Here is a 17,321-nt window from a genome sequence, read left to right as displayed (position 1 = left end):
AGCGTCTTCTCCCCGTTCGGCCCTCAGCCGCGCACGAGCATCACGAGCCCCGAGGCGAACAGCACGACGAACAGGACCCGACGGAACACGATGGGATCGATGCGGCCGAACAGCGCGACGCCGCCCAGCACGCCGACGAGGGCGGGGATGGCGAAGACGACGACGAGGCGTCCGATCTCCGCGGTGAGCAGTCCGGCCCACCAGTAGCCGAGCAGAATCGCGCCCTGGTTGACGACGAGAAACGCCTGGATGTTGGCTTTCGTGGTCCGGGGGCTCCAGCGCTGGGCCGCGGCGTAGAGGATCACCGGCGGTCCCGGCGTCCCGACGGCCCCGCCGGTGACGCCCGCGAGCGCGCCGGCCCCGAATCCCCACACCCGCCCGGCCAGCCGCTGCGGGTAGAGGCCGAACCACTCGAGGCCCACGGCGATCAGCAGCATCATTCCGATCAGGCGGGTCAGCGCCGGGGCCGGAAGCGCGGCCAGGGCCCACACGCCGAAGGGCATGCCGATCAGCGTCCCGGCCAGCAGCATGGCGATGGCGCCGGGCACGACGTCGCGCCGCAGCTGGATGACGACGCCGGCGGCGAACGCGAAGGCGTAGATCGTGATCAGCACGACGGCGGCCGCCGGCGGCATGAAGTAGGGGAGAAAGGCCAGCGAGACGAGGGCGATCCCGAACCCCGCCAGCCCCATGACGAAGCTCGCGCCGAGGATGATGAGGGCGGCGGCAGTCCAGGCCAGGCTCACGCCGGGCTATTCTACGGGCGATCCATGCTCTTCCCCAGCGGCCTCCGCGCGCTCAACCATGCCGACTTCCGGCGCTTCTGCACGGCCCAGTTCGTCTCGCAGGTCGGCACCTGGATGCACTCGGTGGCCCAGGCCTGGCTCGTGCTCCAGCTCACCGATTCGCCGCTGCTGCTCGGGCTCATCGGTACCCTGCAATTCGGCCCGATGCTGGTCTTCTCGGTGGTCGCCGGAGCCATCGCCGACCGTTTGCGCAAGCGGCGTCTGCTCATGCTCACCCAGTCGGCCCTGGCCGTGCAGGCCTTCACGCTGGCGGCGCTGGTGGCCAGCGGCTACGTGGAGTACTGGCACGTCGGGGTGCTGGCTACCCTCGCCGGCTGCGCCAACACCCTGGACAACCCCGCGCGGCAGTCGTACGTGGTGGAGATGGTCGGCAAGGGCGACGTCGTCAACGCCGTGGCCCTGAACTCCGCGACCTTCAACGCGGCCCGCGTCCTTGGCCCCGCCGCCGGCGGTCTGCTGATCGCGCGCTTCGGCATCGTCCCCGCCTTCCTCATCAACGGCACGACCTTCCTGGTGATGCTGGCCACCCTGGCCCGCGCTCGCGCGGAAGGCCGGCCCGTCCGGGCCGGCGGGACCACGATGCGGCAGGAGATCCTGGAAGGCGTGCGCTACGCCCTCCGCACCCAGGAGATCCGCCTGATCCTCGCCATCCTGCTGGTCGTCAGCCTGTGCGTCTTCAACTTCAGTGTCTTCGTGCCGCTGCTCGCCCGCACGGTGCTCGGTGAGAGCGCCGAGGGATTCGGCTTCCTGATGGCCGCCGTGGGCGTGGGAGCGGTGGCCGGCGCGCTCACGCTGGGAGCGACCGTGCGCCAGGCGCCGTCACCTCCCCTGCTCTTCACCACGGCCGCCCTGGCCTGCGCCGCGCTCCTGAGCGTCTCCACGGTGCGGGAGTTCTGGCTGGCCGCGCTGGCGCTGTTCGCCACCGGCTTCGCCGGCATCATGACCCTGGCCGGCTGCAACACGGCGCTGCAGACGGCGGCCCCCGATCACCTGCGGGGCCGGCTGATGAGCCTGTACGTCCTCGTGTTCGGCGGCTCCTTCCCCGTCGGCTCTCTCGTGGTCGGGGCCGTCTCCGAGCGCTGGGGCGTGAGCACGGCGTTCTTCGTCAACGGGGCGGCGGGCTTGCTGGCGCTCAGCGGCTTGCTGGCCGCCTGGCGGCTGCGGCCGCGCCGAACCTCGGCCTGAAGTCCGATCCCCTGACCGTCGTTACCGCTGAGCAGCCGGCGGCTGAGCCCGTGCCACCGTGTTGGGCGGGACTCGGAGGCCGACGTCGCGCCCCACCGGGCGCGCCTGTGAATCGCCCTCGGCGACGCGCTCGTACCCCCGCGACGTCAGGCAATCGCGATACGCCTGAGCCTGGGCCCCGTTCTCGGCGGCCAGCCGCACGACGTCGAGAAGCCCTCCGAGCAGCAGGTCGGACGTGGCCCCCGCGTCGTATGCCGCCCGCGCGCACTCGGTCTGGTCCAGCGTGATCTGGGAATACGTGGTGTTCGACCTGGTCCACTCGACACCCGCCACGTCGAACGCGGCCGTGCACCCGCTGAGCAGGGTGAGCCCGAGCAAGCCGGGGAGCCAGCGCATACGGTCTCCTCAGTTTCCCTTGGGATAGCCGGCATCCTTGAGGACGTCCGCGATCTCCCCCAGGATGGCGGGGTCGTCGATCGTCGCCGGCACGGTGTACTCGGCGCCTTCGGCGATCCTCTTCATCGTGCCCCGGAGAATCTTGCCCGAGCGGGTCTTGGGCAGGCGCTTGACGATGAGGCTCGTCTTGAACGCGGCCACCGGGCCGATGCGCTCGCGTACGCGCTCGATCAGCTCCTTGATCACCTCGTCGTCGGGACGCTCCACGCCGGCCTTGGTCACGACGAAGCCGACGGGGACCTCGCCTTTGATCTCGTCGGCCACCCCGATCACGGCGCACTCGGCAACGTCCGGGTGGGAGGCGAGGACCTCCTCCATGCCGCCGGTTGACAGGCGGTGCCCGGCGACATTGATGATGTCGTCGACGCGGCTCATGATGTAGATGTATCCGTCGTCGTCCTTGTAGCCGGCGTCACCGGTGAGGTAGTGGCCGGGATGCCTGGTCAGGTACGAAGCCTGATAGCCGGCGTCGTTGTTCCAGAGCGTGGGCAGGCATCCCGCCGGCAGCGGCAGGCGGATGGCGATGGACCCGATCTGTCCCGGCGACACCTCCCGGTTGTCCTCTCCGAGCACCCGCACGTCGTACCCGGGTACGGGCTTGGTCGGCGAGCCCGGCTTCACCGGCAGCATCCCGAGCCCCAGGCAGTTGGCGGCGATGGGCCAGCCCGTCTCCGTCTGCCACCAGTGATCGATGACCGGGACGCCCAGGTGCTCCCGAGCCCACAGCAGCGTGTCGGGATCACACCGCTCGCCGGCCAGGAACAGCGTCCGGAACCGGGAGAGATCGTACTTGACCATGTGAGCGCCCTGGGGATCCTCCTTCTTGATGGCGCGAAATGCCGTCGGCGCCGTGAACAGCGCGTTGACCCCGTGCTCGGAGCAGACGCGCCAGAAGGCGCCGGGATCGGGCGTGCCCACGGGCTTGCCCTCGTAGAGGATCGTCGTGCAACCCTTGAGCAGGGGCGCGTAGACGATGTACGAGTGGCCGACGACCCAGCCGATGTCCGAGGCCGCCCAGTACACTTCGCCCGAGCCGACGCCGTAGATGTTGGCCATCGACCACTTGAGCGCGACCGCGTGACCGCCGTTGTCGCGGACCACGCCCTTGGGCTGACCGGTGGTGCCCGACGTGTAGAGAATGTAGAGGGGGTCGGTGGCCGCCACCGGCACACACTCGGCGGGCGGGGCCCCGGCCAGGAAGTCCCCCCAGTCGACGTCGCGACCGCGGATCAGCGGGGCCCGCTCCTGAGGCCGCTGGAGGATCACGCACCGCTCGGGTTTGTGGCGGGCTGCTTCGATGGCCCCGTCGAGCAGGGGCTTGTACGGGATGACGCGGTTCACCTCGATGCCGCACGAGGCCGAGAGCACGAGCTTGGGCTTGGCGTCGTCCACGCGCTTGGCCAGCTCGTGAGCGGCGAAGCCGCCGAACACGACGGAGTGGATGGCGCCGATGCGGGCGCAGGCCAGCATGGCCATGACCGCCTCGGGCACCATCGGCATGTAGATGATCACCCGATCGCCCTTGCCGATCCCCTGCCGGCGTAGCGCCCCGGCGATCACCGCGACCTCATCCCGCAGCTGCTGGTAGGTGAACTCGACCACCGTGCTCGTGACCGGGCTGTCGTAGATCAGCGCCCGCTGTTTGCCCCGGCCGCGATCGAGGTGCAGATCGAGCGCGTTGTAGCAGGTGTTGAGCATGCCGCCCACGAACCACCGGGAGAAGGGCGCGCGGGAGTCGTCCAGGACCTTGTCCCAGCGCCGATCCCAGTAGATGTCCTCGGCCGCCGCCGCCCAGAAGCCTTCGGGATCCCGCAGCGATCGCGTGTACGTCTCGTCGTAGAGGCTCCTCATCCCGATTCCTCCTGAAGTGCCGCGATAGGCGGCACGTCAAGGCTAGCCGCCCGGCCCCGGCCCACGCAAGCCCCCGGGGGCGTTGACGCCGGCCCGGCGTTCCGCGATCCTGGATGCACCCTGGCCTGCGCGAGGACGCTATGAGACTCCTGAGGTCGGCGACAGCGGCCCTGGTCATCGCGGCGGCGTTCGGCAGCGCCGCCGCGCGCCCCGGCGAGGAACGAACGGTCGAGGGCACGCTGGTGTGGCCCGAGGCCGTGGCCGGCGAGGCCACGACGGGCGGCGAGCGGCGGATCCTCGTGCACGACGACCGCGGCACCCGGCACGTGATCTTCCTCACCACCACCACCGAGGTCCCCGCCCCCCTGCAGGCCGGCCAGCGCGTGGTGGTCAGGGGCCAGGAGGGCTTCGATCCCGGTCACCTCGTCGCCACCCGCGTGGCCTCGCCGGGCGACGACAGTGTCGAGCAATCCGCCGATGACGCCTCGGCCGAGGGCACGGTGCTCGAGGTGTCGGGAAACAGCCTGGTTCTGAACACGACCGACGACCGCCAGGTGGCCGTGGATCTCTCCGCGATCGGCGTGTCCGTGCGAGCGCTCCTGCAGCCCGGTCGTGAGGTCCGGGTCTTCGGCACCCTGGACGATCAGGAGCGCCTGGTCGCCTCCGGGCTCCAGCTCGACTACGTTCCCGCCGCGCTGCCGCAGACGCGGGCCGCTAACGGCCCGCCAGCCACGGCATCGCCTCCCGCTGGCGCGCCTCGAACGCCGTGATCCGCCCCTCGTAGGCAATGGTGAGCTCCAGCTCGTCCCGGCCGGCGAGCAGCAGCTCCTTGCGGAAGGCGTCGATCTCGAACCGGGCTACGCTGCCATCGGGCGCGGTCACCGTCTGGACGGGCAGGTCCACGGTGAGGCTGGCGCCCGGCCGCTCGTGGAGCTGACGCCGCAGGCCGGCCACGACGCCGTCGGGCAGGATGACGGGAAGCAGGCCGTTCTTGAAGCAGTTCTGGTGGAAGATGTCGCCCAGGCTCGGCGCGATGACGGCGCGGATCCCAAAAGCCTCCAACACCCACACGGCCATCTCCCGAGAAGAGCCGCAGCCGAAGTTCGCGGCCGCCACGAGGATGCGGGCGCCGCGGTAGGCAGGCTGGTTCAAGACGAAGTCCGGCCGCTCGACGCCGGCGGCGTCGAATCTCAGGTCGTGGAACAGGAACCGCGCGCACTCCGGCCCCCGCGGCTTGCGCAGAAAGCGGGCGGGAACGAGGCGATCGGTATCGACGTTCGGCAGGTCGAACGGGACGGCGACGGCGGTGAGCCGGGTGAACGCCTCCACTCAGCCTCCCAGGGTTCGTACGTCGGTCAAGCGTCCCGTCACCGCCGCCGCCGCGGCCATGGCCGGCGACATCAGGTGCGTGCGGGCGCCCTGGCCCTGGCGGCCCTCGAAGTTGCGGTTCGAGGTGGAGGCCACGCGATCTCCCTGGCGCGCCACCTCGCCGTTCATGCCGACGCACATGGAGCACCCGGGTTGTCGCCACTCCAGGCCGGCGTCTCGGAAGATCTGGTCGAGCCCCTCGGCCTCGGCCTGGCGCTTGATGAGCCCCGAGCCCGGGACCACCCAGGCCCGCACCACGGCCCGGCGACCTCGCACGATGCGGGCGGCGAGCCGCAGATCGTCCAGCCGGCTGTTGGTGCAGGAGCCGATGAAGACCCGATCGACGGCAAGCCCCTGCAGAGGCTGGCCCGGGCGGAGCCCCATGTACGCGAGGGCGCGCGTCACGGCCTGGCGGCGGGCCGGATCCTCGATGTGTCCGGGATCGGGGATGTGCGCGGTGATCGGCAGCGCATCCTGCGGGCTGGTCCCCCAGGTGAGGGTCGGGGCGATCTCGCCGGCGTCGAGCCTCACCTCGCGGTCGAACGCCGCGTCCGGGTCCGTCGCCAGGCCGCGCCAGGCCGCGACGGCGCGGGTCCAGCTCTCGCCTCGCGGGGCGAAGGGGCGGCCCGCGAGATAGGCGAAGGTCGTCTCGTCCGGCGCCACCATCCCGGCACGGGCCCCCGCCTCGATGGACATGTTGCAGACGGTCATCCGCTCGTCCATCGTCATCGCGCGAATGGCGGTGCCCGCATACTCGATGACGTGACCGGTGGCGCCGCCGGCCCCGATCCGGCCGATCACCGCCAGGATGACGTCCTTGGCTCCCACCCCGAACCCCGGTCGGCCGTCGACGGTGACCCGCATGACTCGGGGCCTGCGCTGCCACACCGTCTGCGTGGCCAGCACGTGCTCGACCTCGGTCGAGCCGATCCCGAAGGCCAGCGCCCCGAAGGCGCCGTGCGTCGAGGTGTGGGAGTCTCCGCACACGAGCGTGATACCCGGCAGGGTCCACCCCTGCTCGGGTCCCACGACGTGCACGATCCCCCGCCGCTCGTCGCCGACCCCGAAATAGGTAATGCCCTGCTCGGCCGTGTGCCGGGCGAGCGTTTCCACCATGGCGCTGACCTCAGGATCGCCGGCGAAGGCCCCGGGCGACGTCAGCACGTAATGATCCGCGGTGGCCAGCGTGAGATCCGGCCGGCGCACCCGCCGCCCGGCCAGGACCAGCCGCGTCAGCGCTTTCGTCCCGCCCTCGTGGATGAGATGCCGATCGACGTAGAGCAGGACGTGGCCGCCGGGACCTTCCGCGACGACATGACGGACCCAGATTTTTCTCGAACATCGTGATCCCCGACATCGCAGGCGGCAGCGTACTCCGCCCGGCCGGGTGCTTCAACGGGGTCAGGCTTGACATCGCCCGGCGCCCCGGTCCACACACGGGCATGGACATGCTGACGGCCGTCGGGTTCGTCGTCGGTGTGCTGTTCCTCGTCGGGCTGGTGGGCTCCGTGGTCCCGTGGCTGCCGGGACCGCTCTTCATCCTGGCCGGGGCCGTCATCTGGGGCTTCGCCACCGACTTCGCCGAGATCGGAATCGGCCGGCTGATCGTGCTGGCCGTTCTGGCGCTGCTCACCTTCCTGCTCAATTTCGTGGTCGGGGCCATCGGGGCCCGGCGCTACGGAGGCAGCCGCTGGGGGGTCGTGGGAGCCCTGGTGGGCGCCGTGGTCGGTCTGTTCTTCGGGCCGGTGGGGCTACTGATCGGTCCTGTCGTCGGCGCCGTCGTGGGCGAATTGCTCCGGGGGGCCGACCTGGAGCACGGCGTGCGCAGCGGGTTCGGGGCGCTGGTCGGGCTCCTGGCCGGCATCGTCGCCGACTTCACGATCGCCGTGATGATGATCGGGCTGTTCCTCTGGTGGGTCTGGCGCGCCTAGAGCGTCAGCTCTCGATGCGGTAGAGGCGGCGAGCGTTGTCCCAAAGCATCCGGCGCGCGATGCTCTCCGGGACGTCGCGGAACTGCTCCTCGATGGCCTTGCGGGAGAACGGCCAGGTCCCGTCACGGTGCGGGTAGTCCGAGCCCCACATCACGTTGTCGGGAGCGATGGCGGCCATGGCGCGGACCCCGTGGAGGTCCTTCTGGAACGTGGCCCAGATCTGCCGCTTGAAATAGGCGCTGGGCGGCAGGGGCAGCTTCAGGTCGTCGGCCAGCCGTTCCTCGTAGGTGTCGTCCAGCCGCTCCAGCATGTAGGGCAGCCAGCCGATGCCGCTCTCCCCGAGGACCAGGCGAAGCCCGGGATGCCGCTGGCACACGCCGGAGAGGATGACCGAGGCCAGGATCTCGTCCATCTGCATCGGCGCCACGACCGTCCATGCGCCGATGACGTCGGGGCGTCGCAGGCCGTTCACCTCGTACCCGACCGTGGCGCCCCCGCCCTCGAAGACGTGGAAGGAGATCACCAGCCCGGTCTCCTCGGCCGCCGCCCACATGGGCTCCCACATCTCGTGCCACACGGGCATCGTCGAGCCCCAGGGCACGAACACCCCTCCCCGCAAGCCGAGGGCAGCGCACCGGCGCACCTCGGCCGCCGCACCGGCCCCGTCGTGGTTGGGCAGGCAGCCCAGGCCATGGAAGCGTCCGGGCATGGAGCGGCCGAACTCCGCGATGTACTCGTTGTAGGCGCGGTAGACGTCGGCCAGCAGAGCGGGATCGGTGATGCCCTTGCTGCCGAAGAACCCGCGCGAGATGCCGATGATCCCGTAGATCACTTCGGCCTCGACGCCGTCACGATCCTGGTCTTCCCGGCGCTGGGCGGGATCGGAGGGCCGCGTCTGCTTGCCGGAGGCGAAGCCGGCCTCGGCGAGCACCCGACCACGCCGGCCGCCGGTCACGCCCGGCCCGTAGGTCGCGTAGGGCGCCAGCACGTCGTCGCCGGACACCCACATCCGCTTGCCGTCCCGCTCGGCGACCTGCGGGACGCGCGCGCCCCACGCCCGGCCCATCCGCGAGGTGAACGTGTCGGGCGGCAGGTACAGCAGATCCATGTGGCTGTCGGCCGACATCACCCGGACGGTCACAGCCTCAGCGCTCCCCGCCGCCCTTCCGTACGCGGCTGGCCCGGTCGGGACGACATCAGGGGAACTGATCGCCGCCCGCCTGGATCCATTCGAACGCGAAGACGCTCACCCGGTAGGTGGGGGCCTTCCAGGGCACCGGCACCTCGAAGTAGCCGCGCATGCCGGGCGTCAGCGTGGTGCCCAGCCAGGCGACCTTCTGCCCCACCAGAGAGCCCGAGCTGTCAAAGCCTTCCACGAGGAGCTGGATTTGGCCAGCCGCATCGCCCCAGTCGTTGAGCAGGTGACCCCACACGAGCGGCTGCTGGCCGCGTTCAGCCACCTGCCAGTCCAGCTTGAAGAACTGCTCCCAGCCCACGACGAGCGGTGTCAGGCGTTCGACGGCGCCCAGTGGCGCAGCGACGAGCACAGCGAGCACGAGCGAAGCCGCGGCGGTCATCCTTCGCATAGGTGCCTCCCAGGCTTTCAGTGTACCCCGCTCGCCAAGCTTTGCCGTTCCCAGTTACAATCCCGCATCACGGGCTCCGGAGGAGGCGGATGGCGCAGCCGATCAGGGTCGATCGCACCGAGCTCACGCCGGTGAGCTTTCTCACACGCAGCGCCTACGTCTTCCCCGACAAACCCGCGGTGGTCCACGGCGAGCGCCGGTACACGTACCGGGAGCTCGAGGCCCGGGTGCACCGCCTGGCGTCGGCCCTGCGGCGGGCGGGCCTGGGCAAGCACGATCGGGTGGCCTTTCTCTGCCCGAACATTCCGGCCATGCTGGAGGCCCATTTCGGCGTGCCCGCGGCGGGCGGCGTGCTGGTGGCGATCAACATCCGGCTGAGCAGCGATGAGATCGACTACATCCTCAAGCATTCCGGCGCGCGGTTCGTGTTCGTCGACGCCGAGCTGCAGCCGGTGCTCCAGCCACTCGATCTGGACGGCGTCCGGGTGATCCGCGTGGATGACACCGGCGCGGCCAGTGATCCCTACGAGGACTTCCTGGCCGGGGGCTCCCCCGCCCCGGTCGAGTCCTGGCTGGAGAACGAAGACGAGATGCTCGCCATCAACTACACCTCGGGCACCACGGGCCGGCCCAAGGGGGTCATCTACACGCACCGCGGGGCCTACATGAACGCGGTGGGCGAGATCCTCGAGACCGGCATGAGCTGGGACACTCGGTACCTGTGGACGCTGCCGATGTTCCACTGCAACGGCTGGTGCTTTACGTGGGGCGTGACGGCGGTAGCCGGCACCCACTTCTGCCTGCGGCGCGTCGATGCCGGCCGCGTCTGGGAGTTGCTCGACGCCGAAGGGATCACGCACTACAACGGGGCCCCGACGGTGCAGATCGGCATCGTGAACGATCCCCGCGCCCACCGGCTGGCGCGCCCCGTCACCGTCACGGTGGCCGGCGCGCCGCCCTCGCCCACGCTGCTCGCACGGCTCAAAGAGCTCAACCTGCGGCCCGTGCACGTCTACGGCCTGACCGAGACGTACGGGCCGCACACCGTGTGCACCTGGCACACCGAGTGGGACGCCCTGCCGGCGGAGGAGCAGGCGCGGCTGGCCGCCCGCCAGGGCCAGGGGTACGCGGTCTTCGACCTGGTCCGGGTCGTCGACGACAGGATGAACGACGTGTCGCGCGACGGGGAGACGCTGGGCGAGGTGGTCATGCGCGGCAACAACGTGATGGCCGGGTACTTCGAGCAGCCCGACGCCACCGCCGAGGCGTTCCGCGGCGGCTGGTTCCACTCCGGCGACATCGCCGTGTGGCACCCCGACGGCTACATCGAGCTTCGCGACCGCAAGAAGGACATCATCATCTCCGGTGGCGAGAACATCTCGACCATCGAGGTGGAACAGTGCGTGGCCCGCCATCCGGCGGTGATGGAGTGCGCGGTCGTCGCCATCCCCGATCCCAAGTGGGGGGAACGTCCGAAGGCCTTCGTCACCCTCAAGCCCGGCCGCCAGGCCAGCGAGGCGGAGATCATCGACTTCTGCAAGCAGCACATCGCCCACTTCAAGGCCCCGGCGGGGGTGGAGTTCGGCGAGCTGCCCAAAACCTCCACGGGGAAGGTCCAGAAGTTCGTGCTCCGCGACCGCGAGTGGAAGGGTCGCGACAAGAGGATCAACTGATGGCCCGGCTGGCCCTGCACACCTGGACGCTGGACACGACCCCACTGGCCGAGACGCTGCGCGTGGCCCGCGAGACGGGCTGGAACGCCGTCGAGCTGCGCCGGCTGGACTTCACCCGGGCCGGCGAGGCCGGCCGGCCGGCCGAATCGGTCATCGAGCTGGTGCGGGCCAGCGGTCTGCCCGTGGCCTGCGTGGGAGTGGAGCTCGGCTGGATGTGGAGCCGGGGCGAGGAGCGCGCGCGGCTGCTGCGGGTTTTCGTCGAGCAATGCGAGCGCGCGGTCGCCCTGGGAGCGCCGACGGTGATGAGCCCGGTCGACCGGGGCACCGGCGCCCTCGGCGAGGCGGCGGCCAGCGTTCGCGAGGTGGCCGACATCGCCGCCCGCCACGGTCTGCGCCTGGCCCTGGAGGCGAATTCCCAGGCCCAGCAGGTGAACACGCTCGAGCGCCTGCGCGAGCTGATCGCCCGGGCCGGCCATCCGCGCTGCGGGTTGCTCTTCGACACCTATCACTTCCAGCGTAGCGGCGGCCGCCTGTCCGCCCTGGACGACGTCGCCGGTGAGGAGATCGCCTACGTGCAGTTCAGCGACGTGCCGGCCACGGGCCTGGAGCCCGGCAAGGTGCTCGATCGGTTGCCCCCCGGCCATGGCGTTGTGCCGTTCAAGGAGATCTTCCGTGTGCTCGTCGCCAAGGGCTACACGGGCTATTTCAGCTACGAGGCGCCCAACACCGCCGCCTGGTCCCGGAGCCCTGCCGACGTCCTGCGCGAGGCCCTGAACGCCACGCGCGGCGTCCTGCCGTGACGCCGAGCCCGCCGTGGGGCTGCGCCACCTCGCCCTGCTGACCCGTGACCTCCGCGGCACCGAGCGTTTCTACACGGAAGTGCTCGGCCTCGAGGAGGCCTTCGCGCACGAGGGCATGATCTTCCTGCGCACGCCCGGCAGCAGCGACCTGCTGAACTTCGTGGCCACCCGGCGAGCGTTCGACCCCAAGGCCGGCGGCTTCGACCACTTCGGCCTGCACCTCACGCCGGCGCGCTGGAAGCGGGTGCGCGAGCGGCTCAAGCGCGCGGGGGTCCCGATCAACGGCCGCCGCGGCCGGAGCGCGGTCTACATCGAGGATCCGAACGGCTACACCGTCGAGTTGTACGTAGATTGAGAACATGGGGGGCCCCGAATGGCCCCCCGTACCCCCCAAACGCTCGGAGCGCTCCGGCCAAGCCGGGTCGCTCCTCGACTAGCCAGGAGGAGGCCCGTGGGCGCGAAGCCGATGGTGCTCGAGTTCGGGATGGGCGTGGATGTCCACGGCGCGGACGCCACGACGGCGGCGTGCCGGGCGGTTTCGGACGCGATCCGGCACTCCAGCCTGCCCTTCTTCCGCGACGTCCGGGAGCGAGGTGGCCGCATGCTCGTGGACGTCACCGTCGGCGTGCCCGACCCGGCCGCGCTGGATCGCGAGCGGGTGCGCCGGGAGCTGCCTCACGGCGAGGTCTCCGTGCAGGCGGTCCCGGGCGGCCTGCGCGTGCCCGGGAGCGACACGCTGATCGCGTGTGTCGCGATCACGGTCAGCGTGGAGGACCGGTCGTGACGGGGGTGTCGGCGCGTCCGGCCCACTCCGTCCAGGATCCGTCGTAGACGGCGACGTTGCGGCGGCCCAGCCGGTAGAGACCGAACGCCAGGACGGCCGCGCTCACCCCGGAGCCGCAGGTCGTCACCACCGGCTTGTCGATGTCGACGCCGGCACCGGCGAACGCCTGGCGCAGCGCCTCGGGCTCGAGCAGCGTGCCGTCATCCGCGCGGAAGAGCCGGTCGTAGGGAAGGTTGCGACTGCCCGGGATGTGACCGCCGCGCAGCCCCGGCCGGAACTCGGGCTCGGTGCCGGCGAAGCGGCCGGCCGAGCGCGCGTCCACCACCTGTTCGGCTCGGGATGCCAGATTGCTGCGCATGGCGGCGAGGCTACGCACCAGCTCGGGACGGAGCCGCGCGGTGAACTGGCGTGGCGCGAGCGACACCGGGCCGGTCTCCAGCGGGCGCCGCTCGGCCTGCCATCGGGCCAGTCCGCCGTCGAGCACGGCCACGCGATCGTGGCCGAAGACCCGGAACATCCACCACACGCGCGCGGCGGCGATGCCGAAGCGGCCGCCGTAGACGATCACGTGATCGCCGTCCCCGATCCCGAGGGCGCCCACGGCCCGGGCGAAGTCCCGGGCCGCCGGCAGCATGTGAGGAAGCGGGTTGTCGGGATCCTTGATCTCGTCGATATCGAAGAACACCGCGCCGGGAAGGTGCCCCGCCAGATACTCGGCACGGGCATCACGGCCCAGATGCGGCAGGTACCACGTGGCGTCCACCACCCGGAGGTCGGGGTCCCCGAGACGCTCGGCGAGCCACCCGCTGCTGACCAGCGGATCCGGCTCGGTCTTCACGACCGGCGAGGAAGCAGGGCGTGGGGACTGCGGCCGGCGGCGTCGAGAGCTTCCTCCCAGCGCAGGTAGGCCTCCATCCCCTCCCGCCCACGGTCGTAGGCTTTGAGCACCACGTCGTCCGGCTCGTCGAGCAGCCGGGTGGCTCCACGCTCGACGGCCAGGCCGGCGGCGGCCCAGGCGCGCGTGCCGCCCTCGAGAACCCGCGCCCCCGTGTAGCCGAGCCCGCACAGCGTCGCGACGGCCAGGGTCGACTGCACGCCGTCCGCGCACGTCACCAGCAGCGACGCGTGGCGATCGGGTGACGCCTCACCGATGCGCAGCTCCAGCCGGCTGCGGCAGAGCCAGGCGGCCCCGGGCACGTGCTCGCGCGCGTAGACGTCGCTGGTATCGACATTGAGGATGGTTTTCGCATCGAGCCGTCCTGGCTGGACGGCGGGCGCGACGGCGTGCGCCGCCTCCCAACCGGCCGGCACCGATGGCGGATGGCCGGACTCGAGGGCGCCGCCCGCTCGCTGCCACGCTGCGATGCCGCCGGCCAGGGCCATGACCCGGCCGAACCCCATGCGCCGGAGCCACGATGCCGCGAGCACGGAGCGCACCAGCCCATCGCAGGCGAGCACGATGGTGGCGGCGCGGACCGCGACGTATTCGTCGGTGGCCTGCACGACCTGACCACCCGGGGCCCACACGGCCCCGCGAATGTGGCCGGCGGCGTACTCCTCCGAGGTCCGGACGTCGAGCAGGTAGACGTTCTCCTGCGCCCGGCGCTCCCACAGGCCTCCCAGCTCGTCGGGCGCGATGAAGCGGATCCCGTCCTCGGCAGCCACCCGGTTCGCCACCGCCGTCGCCGCGGCGCGGCTTTGCTCGGACACGGGCGGGGCCCAGCGGCTGGCGCCGCGCTCGAGCTCGAGACCGGCGAGGGTCCAGCCCATCGTGCCGTTCTCCAGCGCCACCACGGGATTGGGCAAACCCATGCGCCGCAACGACTCGGCGCCCAGGTACGAGCGCGTCCGCCCGCCACAGTGCACGACGATCGTCGTGTCCGGCCGGGGCGCCAGGTCGCCGATGCGCAGCACCAGCTCACCGCCGGGCACGTTGATCGCCCCCGGCACGCACCCGCGGGCATACTCCTCAGGCGTGCGGGCGTCGACGATGACGAGGTCGGCTCCGGCGCGGATCCGCGCGTCGAGCTCGCGCGGCAGGACCTGCGGCGTCTTGAGGGTGTGCAGCACCTGCTCGCCGAACACCTTGCTGGGCACGTTCACGCCCTGCACGATCGGCCGCCCGGCAGCCTGCCAGTCTGCGAGACCGCCGGCCAGCACCCGAACGTCTCCGTAGCCCATCGACTCCAGGGTCGCCCGGGCCAGGTCGGCGAGCCGGCCGTCGTCGTCATAGACCGCGATCGGCGTCCCCGGGGCGGGGACGAGCGCGGACAGCCGCACCTCCAGCAGGCGGCGAGGCAACGACGTGGCGCGGAAGATGTGCCCCCGCTCGTAGGCGCCGCGCTCGCGAATGTCGAGCACCGCGTGGGGGACCTGCGATTCCATCAGCGCAGCCAGCTCGGTGGACGTCATCACCGGTATTCCTCCTCAGCGCAGCAGGGTCTCCGACGCTTCCATGAGGCTTTCGGACAGCGTGGGGTGCGCGTGGATCGTGACGGCGAGGTCCTCGGCGGTCAGCGCCGCTTCCACCGCCAGCGCGCCCTCGGCGATCAGCTCGCCGGCTCCGGGACCGACGATGCCCACCCCGAGCACCCGGCCCGACTCGGGATCGACCACCAGCTTGGTCAGCCCGTCGGCACGCCCCAGCGTCGCCGCGCGCCCCGACGCGGCCCACGGGAACTTCGCGATCCTCACCGCGCGGCCGGCCCGCTCGGCGTCGGTCTCCGTGAGCCCGCACCACGCGACCTCGGGGTCCGTGAACACCACGGCGGGGATCGCGGTGTTGTCGAAGGCCGCCGGGCGCCCGGCGATCGCTTCGGCCACGACCTTGCCTTGCCGCATCGCCCGGTGGGCGAGCATCGGCTCGCCGGTGACGTCGCCCACCGCCCACAGATGCGGATCGCTCGTCCGCCCCCGCTCGTCCACGACGAGCACGCCGCGCGCGTCGGGACGCACGCGGGTCGTCTCGAGGCCGAGCCCGTCGGTCCGCGCCCGCCGGCCGACGGCGACGAGAACGCGATCGAACGTCGCGGTGCTCTCGGCCAGGCGCACCTCCACCGCCGCGGGCGTCTCGCGGAGCTCCGCCACCGCCGTGCTCGGGCGGATCTCCGCGAAGAGCCGCTCGCACCGACGGGCCAGGGGCTGGACGAGATCGCGGTCGACTCCGGGCAGAAGCCCGGGCGTCTGCTCCGCCAGCGTCACCCGGCTGCCCAGGGCCGCGTACACCTGGCCGAGCTCCAGACCGATGTAGCCGCCGCCGATCACCAGCAGCCGTTCGGGCACGTCCGGGACCTCGAGGGCCGCGGTGGAGTCCATCACCCGCTCGCCGGCGGCGGCGAGCCCGGGCGGCCGGCTCGGCGACGAGCCGGTGGCGATCACCGCATGCTTGAAGCGGATCTTCTGCGGCTCGTCGCCCTCGACGCGAAGCTCTCGGGGGCCTTCGAAGACGGCGGTCCCGCCCACCACCTCGACGTTCTTGCTGCGCGCCACGCCGGCCAGGCCGCGGGCCAGTTTGCCCACGACCCGCTCGGTCTTCCACTTGCGCAGGGCATCCAGCGACAGCCGCGGCTCGCCGAAATCCACGCCGAACTCTTTCGCCCGTTCGGCCTCGGCCAGCACGGCCGCCACGTGCAGCAGCGCTTTGGACGGGATGCAGCCCTCCCACAGGCAGACGCCCCCCAGCCGCTTGTCGGCGTCGACGACCACCGCCTCCAGGCCGAGCTCGCTGCACCGGAAGGCCGCCGAATACCCGCCCGGGCCACCACCGATAACGGCGACGTCCACCTCGCGAACCAGATCGCCCATCACCATGGCGAGCGCTCACCTCGCATGGCCGTCACCATTCCAGCAGGAGCTGTTCCGGGCTCTCGAGCCGGCGCACGATGGCGCTCGCGAACCGTGCGCCGTCGGCGCCATCGGCCACCCGGTGATCGAACGTCAGGGTGAGGGGCAGCAGGAGCCGGGGGACGATGACCTCACCACGCACCACCGGCTCCCGGCGCGCCCGCGCCACGCCGAGGATGGCGACCTCCGGGTAGTTGATGATGGGAATGGCGCCAGTCCCGCCCAGGGCTCCGATGTTGGTGATGGTGAAGGTGCCGCCCCGCAGCTCGTCGAGCGCCGCCTTTCCGTCGCGCGCGCGCTGGGCCAGCGCCGCGAGCTCCCGGGCCAGCTCGAGCACGGGCTTGCGGTCCACGTCGCGGATGACGGGGACGATGAGGCCGCGGTCGGCGGCCACCGCCACGCCCACGTGGCAATAGCGCTTGAGGATGAGCTCGCCGGCGGCCGGGTCGAGGCTGGCGTTGAAGCGGGGGTGCTCGGCCAAGGCCAGGGCCGCCGCTTTGAGCAGGAAGCTCGTGAGGGTGAGCGTGATCCCGCGCTCGCGGGCGGCCTCGACGTTACGGGTGATGAGCGCGTCGAGATCGGTGATGTCGGCGCGATCGAAGTGCGTGACGTGAGGGATCACCGTGGCCGAGAGCGTCATCCGCTCGGCGATCGTGCGCCGCAGGTGCGACAGGGGCTGGCGCTCGACCGGCCCCCACTGCTCGAACCGGGGCAGCGGCGGCGGCTCGACCCCAACGGTGGTCAAGGGCTTCGCCGTTGGGCGCTCGGCCGCTTCCGCCGTGGGCGCCGCCGTCACGCGGGGCCCGGTCGATGCGGCGGCCCGCACGTCGTCGTCGGTGACGCGCCCGCCCGGCCCACTGCCCTGTACGGCGCGCAAGTCGACGCCGAGCTCGCGGGCCAGCCGCCGCGTGGCCGGCGTGGCCGCCACCGGCAAGCCCGGGTCCGGCCTCGCGACGTTTCCAGGCGGCGCAGAGGGGCGAGCGGGGACGGGGGTACCGCCCCGGGCGAATGCTTTATTGAGCTGAGGGGCGGTGCCCC

At 71.5% G+C, this 17,321-nt stretch carries 18 protein-coding genes; 7 read left to right on the top strand and 11 right to left on the bottom strand.

Annotated elements, in window-relative coordinates; all coding sequences use genetic code 11:
* Positions 1–23: 23 nt before the first annotated feature.
* Positions 24–746: a sulfite exporter TauE/SafE family protein gene (locus tag VFR64_12620; protein ID HET9490585.1), complete on the bottom strand. Its 723-nt coding sequence runs from the start codon at positions 744–746 to the stop codon at positions 24–26.
* Between the two features lie 24 nt (positions 747–770).
* On the opposite strand from VFR64_12620, the gene VFR64_12615 reads away from it, so the two are divergent.
* On the top strand, positions 771–1,991 hold the full coding sequence (locus VFR64_12615) for an MFS transporter (GenBank protein ID HET9490584.1): 1,221 nt from the start codon (positions 771–773) through the stop codon (positions 1,989–1,991).
* A 21-nt stretch (positions 1,992–2,012) separates the two neighbouring features.
* Here VFR64_12615 and VFR64_12610 read toward each other — a convergent pair whose 3' ends face one another.
* Entirely contained in the window at positions 2,013–2,387 is a 375-nt protein-coding gene (locus VFR64_12610; GenBank protein ID HET9490583.1) for a hypothetical protein, read from the bottom strand.
* A 9-nt stretch (positions 2,388–2,396) separates the two neighbouring features.
* Entirely contained in the window at positions 2,397–4,298 is a 1,902-nt protein-coding gene (locus tag VFR64_12605) for a propionyl-CoA synthetase (GenBank protein HET9490582.1), read from the bottom strand.
* Between the two features lie 140 nt (positions 4,299–4,438).
* Here VFR64_12605 and VFR64_12600 point away from each other — a divergent pair, with 140 nt between their 5' ends.
* Positions 4,439–5,068 carry a hypothetical protein gene (locus VFR64_12600; protein ID HET9490581.1) on the top strand — a complete coding sequence of 210 codons (630 nt, stop codon included), beginning with the start codon at positions 4,439–4,441 and terminating at the stop codon, positions 5,066–5,068.
* Here the strand turns inward: VFR64_12600 and leuD are convergent.
* On the bottom strand, positions 5,013–5,627 hold the full coding sequence (gene leuD, locus VFR64_12595; GenBank protein HET9490580.1) for a 3-isopropylmalate dehydratase small subunit: 615 nt from the start codon (positions 5,625–5,627) through the stop codon (positions 5,013–5,015). The genes VFR64_12600 and leuD overlap by 56 nt on opposite strands.
* The gene (gene leuC, locus VFR64_12590; protein ID HET9490579.1) at positions 5,628–6,995 is read right to left on the bottom strand and encodes a 3-isopropylmalate dehydratase large subunit; all 1,368 of its coding nucleotides are present in this window, start codon (positions 6,993–6,995) and stop codon (positions 5,628–5,630) included.
* A gap of 119 nt (positions 6,996–7,114) precedes the next feature.
* Between leuC and VFR64_12585 the strand changes: the two genes are divergently transcribed.
* Positions 7,115–7,597 (top strand): DUF456 family protein, encoded by a 483-nt coding sequence (locus VFR64_12585; protein HET9490578.1) that lies wholly within the window; start codon positions 7,115–7,117, stop codon positions 7,595–7,597.
* Between the two features lie 4 nt (positions 7,598–7,601).
* Here the strand turns inward: VFR64_12585 and VFR64_12580 are convergent, their stop codons facing one another.
* Together VFR64_12580 and VFR64_12575 are read right to left on the bottom strand one after the other, a co-directional pair.
* Entirely contained in the window at positions 7,602–8,738 is a 1,137-nt protein-coding gene (locus tag VFR64_12580; GenBank protein ID HET9490577.1) for an amidohydrolase family protein, read from the bottom strand.
* Positions 8,739–8,793: 55 nt separating this feature from the next.
* Positions 8,794–9,183: a hypothetical protein gene (locus VFR64_12575; GenBank protein ID HET9490576.1), complete on the bottom strand. Its 390-nt coding sequence runs from the start codon at positions 9,181–9,183 to the stop codon at positions 8,794–8,796.
* 89 nt (positions 9,184–9,272) lie between these two features.
* Here VFR64_12575 and VFR64_12570 point away from each other — a divergent pair, with 89 nt between their 5' ends.
* The 4 genes from VFR64_12570 (at position 9,273) to VFR64_12555 (ending at position 12,440) form a co-directional block, all read left to right on the top strand.
* A complete protein-coding gene (locus VFR64_12570) occupies positions 9,273–10,856 on the top strand; it encodes an acyl--CoA ligase family protein (GenBank protein HET9490575.1) in 1,584 nt (527 codons plus the stop codon).
* Complete coding sequence (locus VFR64_12565) at positions 10,856–11,656, top strand: sugar phosphate isomerase/epimerase family protein (protein ID HET9490574.1); 801 nt, start codon at positions 10,856–10,858, stop codon at positions 11,654–11,656. The genes VFR64_12570 and VFR64_12565 overlap by 1 nt, the downstream gene beginning before the upstream one ends.
* A gap of 13 nt (positions 11,657–11,669) precedes the next feature.
* Positions 11,670–12,011 (top strand): VOC family protein, encoded by a 342-nt coding sequence (locus VFR64_12560; GenBank protein HET9490573.1) that lies wholly within the window; start codon positions 11,670–11,672, stop codon positions 12,009–12,011.
* Positions 12,012–12,122: 111 nt separating this feature from the next.
* Positions 12,123–12,440, top strand: coding sequence for a Lin0512 family protein (locus VFR64_12555; protein HET9490572.1), 318 nt, complete (start codon positions 12,123–12,125; stop codon positions 12,438–12,440).
* Here the strand turns inward: VFR64_12555 and sseA are convergent.
* From sseA to VFR64_12535, 4 genes are read right to left on the bottom strand one after another with little or no spacing between them, the layout of a single operon-like run.
* Positions 12,418–13,278: a 3-mercaptopyruvate sulfurtransferase gene (sseA, locus tag VFR64_12550; GenBank protein ID HET9490571.1), complete on the bottom strand. Its 861-nt coding sequence runs from the start codon at positions 13,276–13,278 to the stop codon at positions 12,418–12,420. The two genes, VFR64_12555 and sseA, sit on opposite strands and share 23 nt — an antisense overlap.
* Positions 13,275–14,852, bottom strand: a complete 1,578-nt coding sequence (locus VFR64_12545; protein HET9490570.1) for a rhodanese-like domain-containing protein — start codon at positions 14,850–14,852, stop codon at positions 13,275–13,277. Before VFR64_12545 ends, sseA begins: the two co-directional genes overlap by 4 nt.
* Before the next feature lie 15 nt (positions 14,853–14,867).
* Positions 14,868–16,250, bottom strand: a complete 1,383-nt coding sequence (gene lpdA / locus VFR64_12540) for a dihydrolipoyl dehydrogenase (protein ID HET9490569.1) — start codon at positions 16,248–16,250, stop codon at positions 14,868–14,870.
* A 25-nt stretch (positions 16,251–16,275) separates the two neighbouring features.
* Complete coding sequence (locus VFR64_12535; protein HET9490568.1) at positions 16,276–17,211, bottom strand: dihydrolipoamide acetyltransferase family protein; 936 nt, start codon at positions 17,209–17,211, stop codon at positions 16,276–16,278.
* Positions 17,212–17,321 lie beyond the last annotated feature (110 nt).

This window comes from Candidatus Methylomirabilota bacterium (assembly GCA_035709005.1).
GTDB lineage: Bacteria > Methylomirabilota > Methylomirabilia > Rokubacteriales > CSP1-6 > 40CM-4-69-5.
The sequence above is the reverse complement of the archived record's forward strand: the minus strand, read 5'-3'. Positions and strand labels throughout refer to the sequence as shown.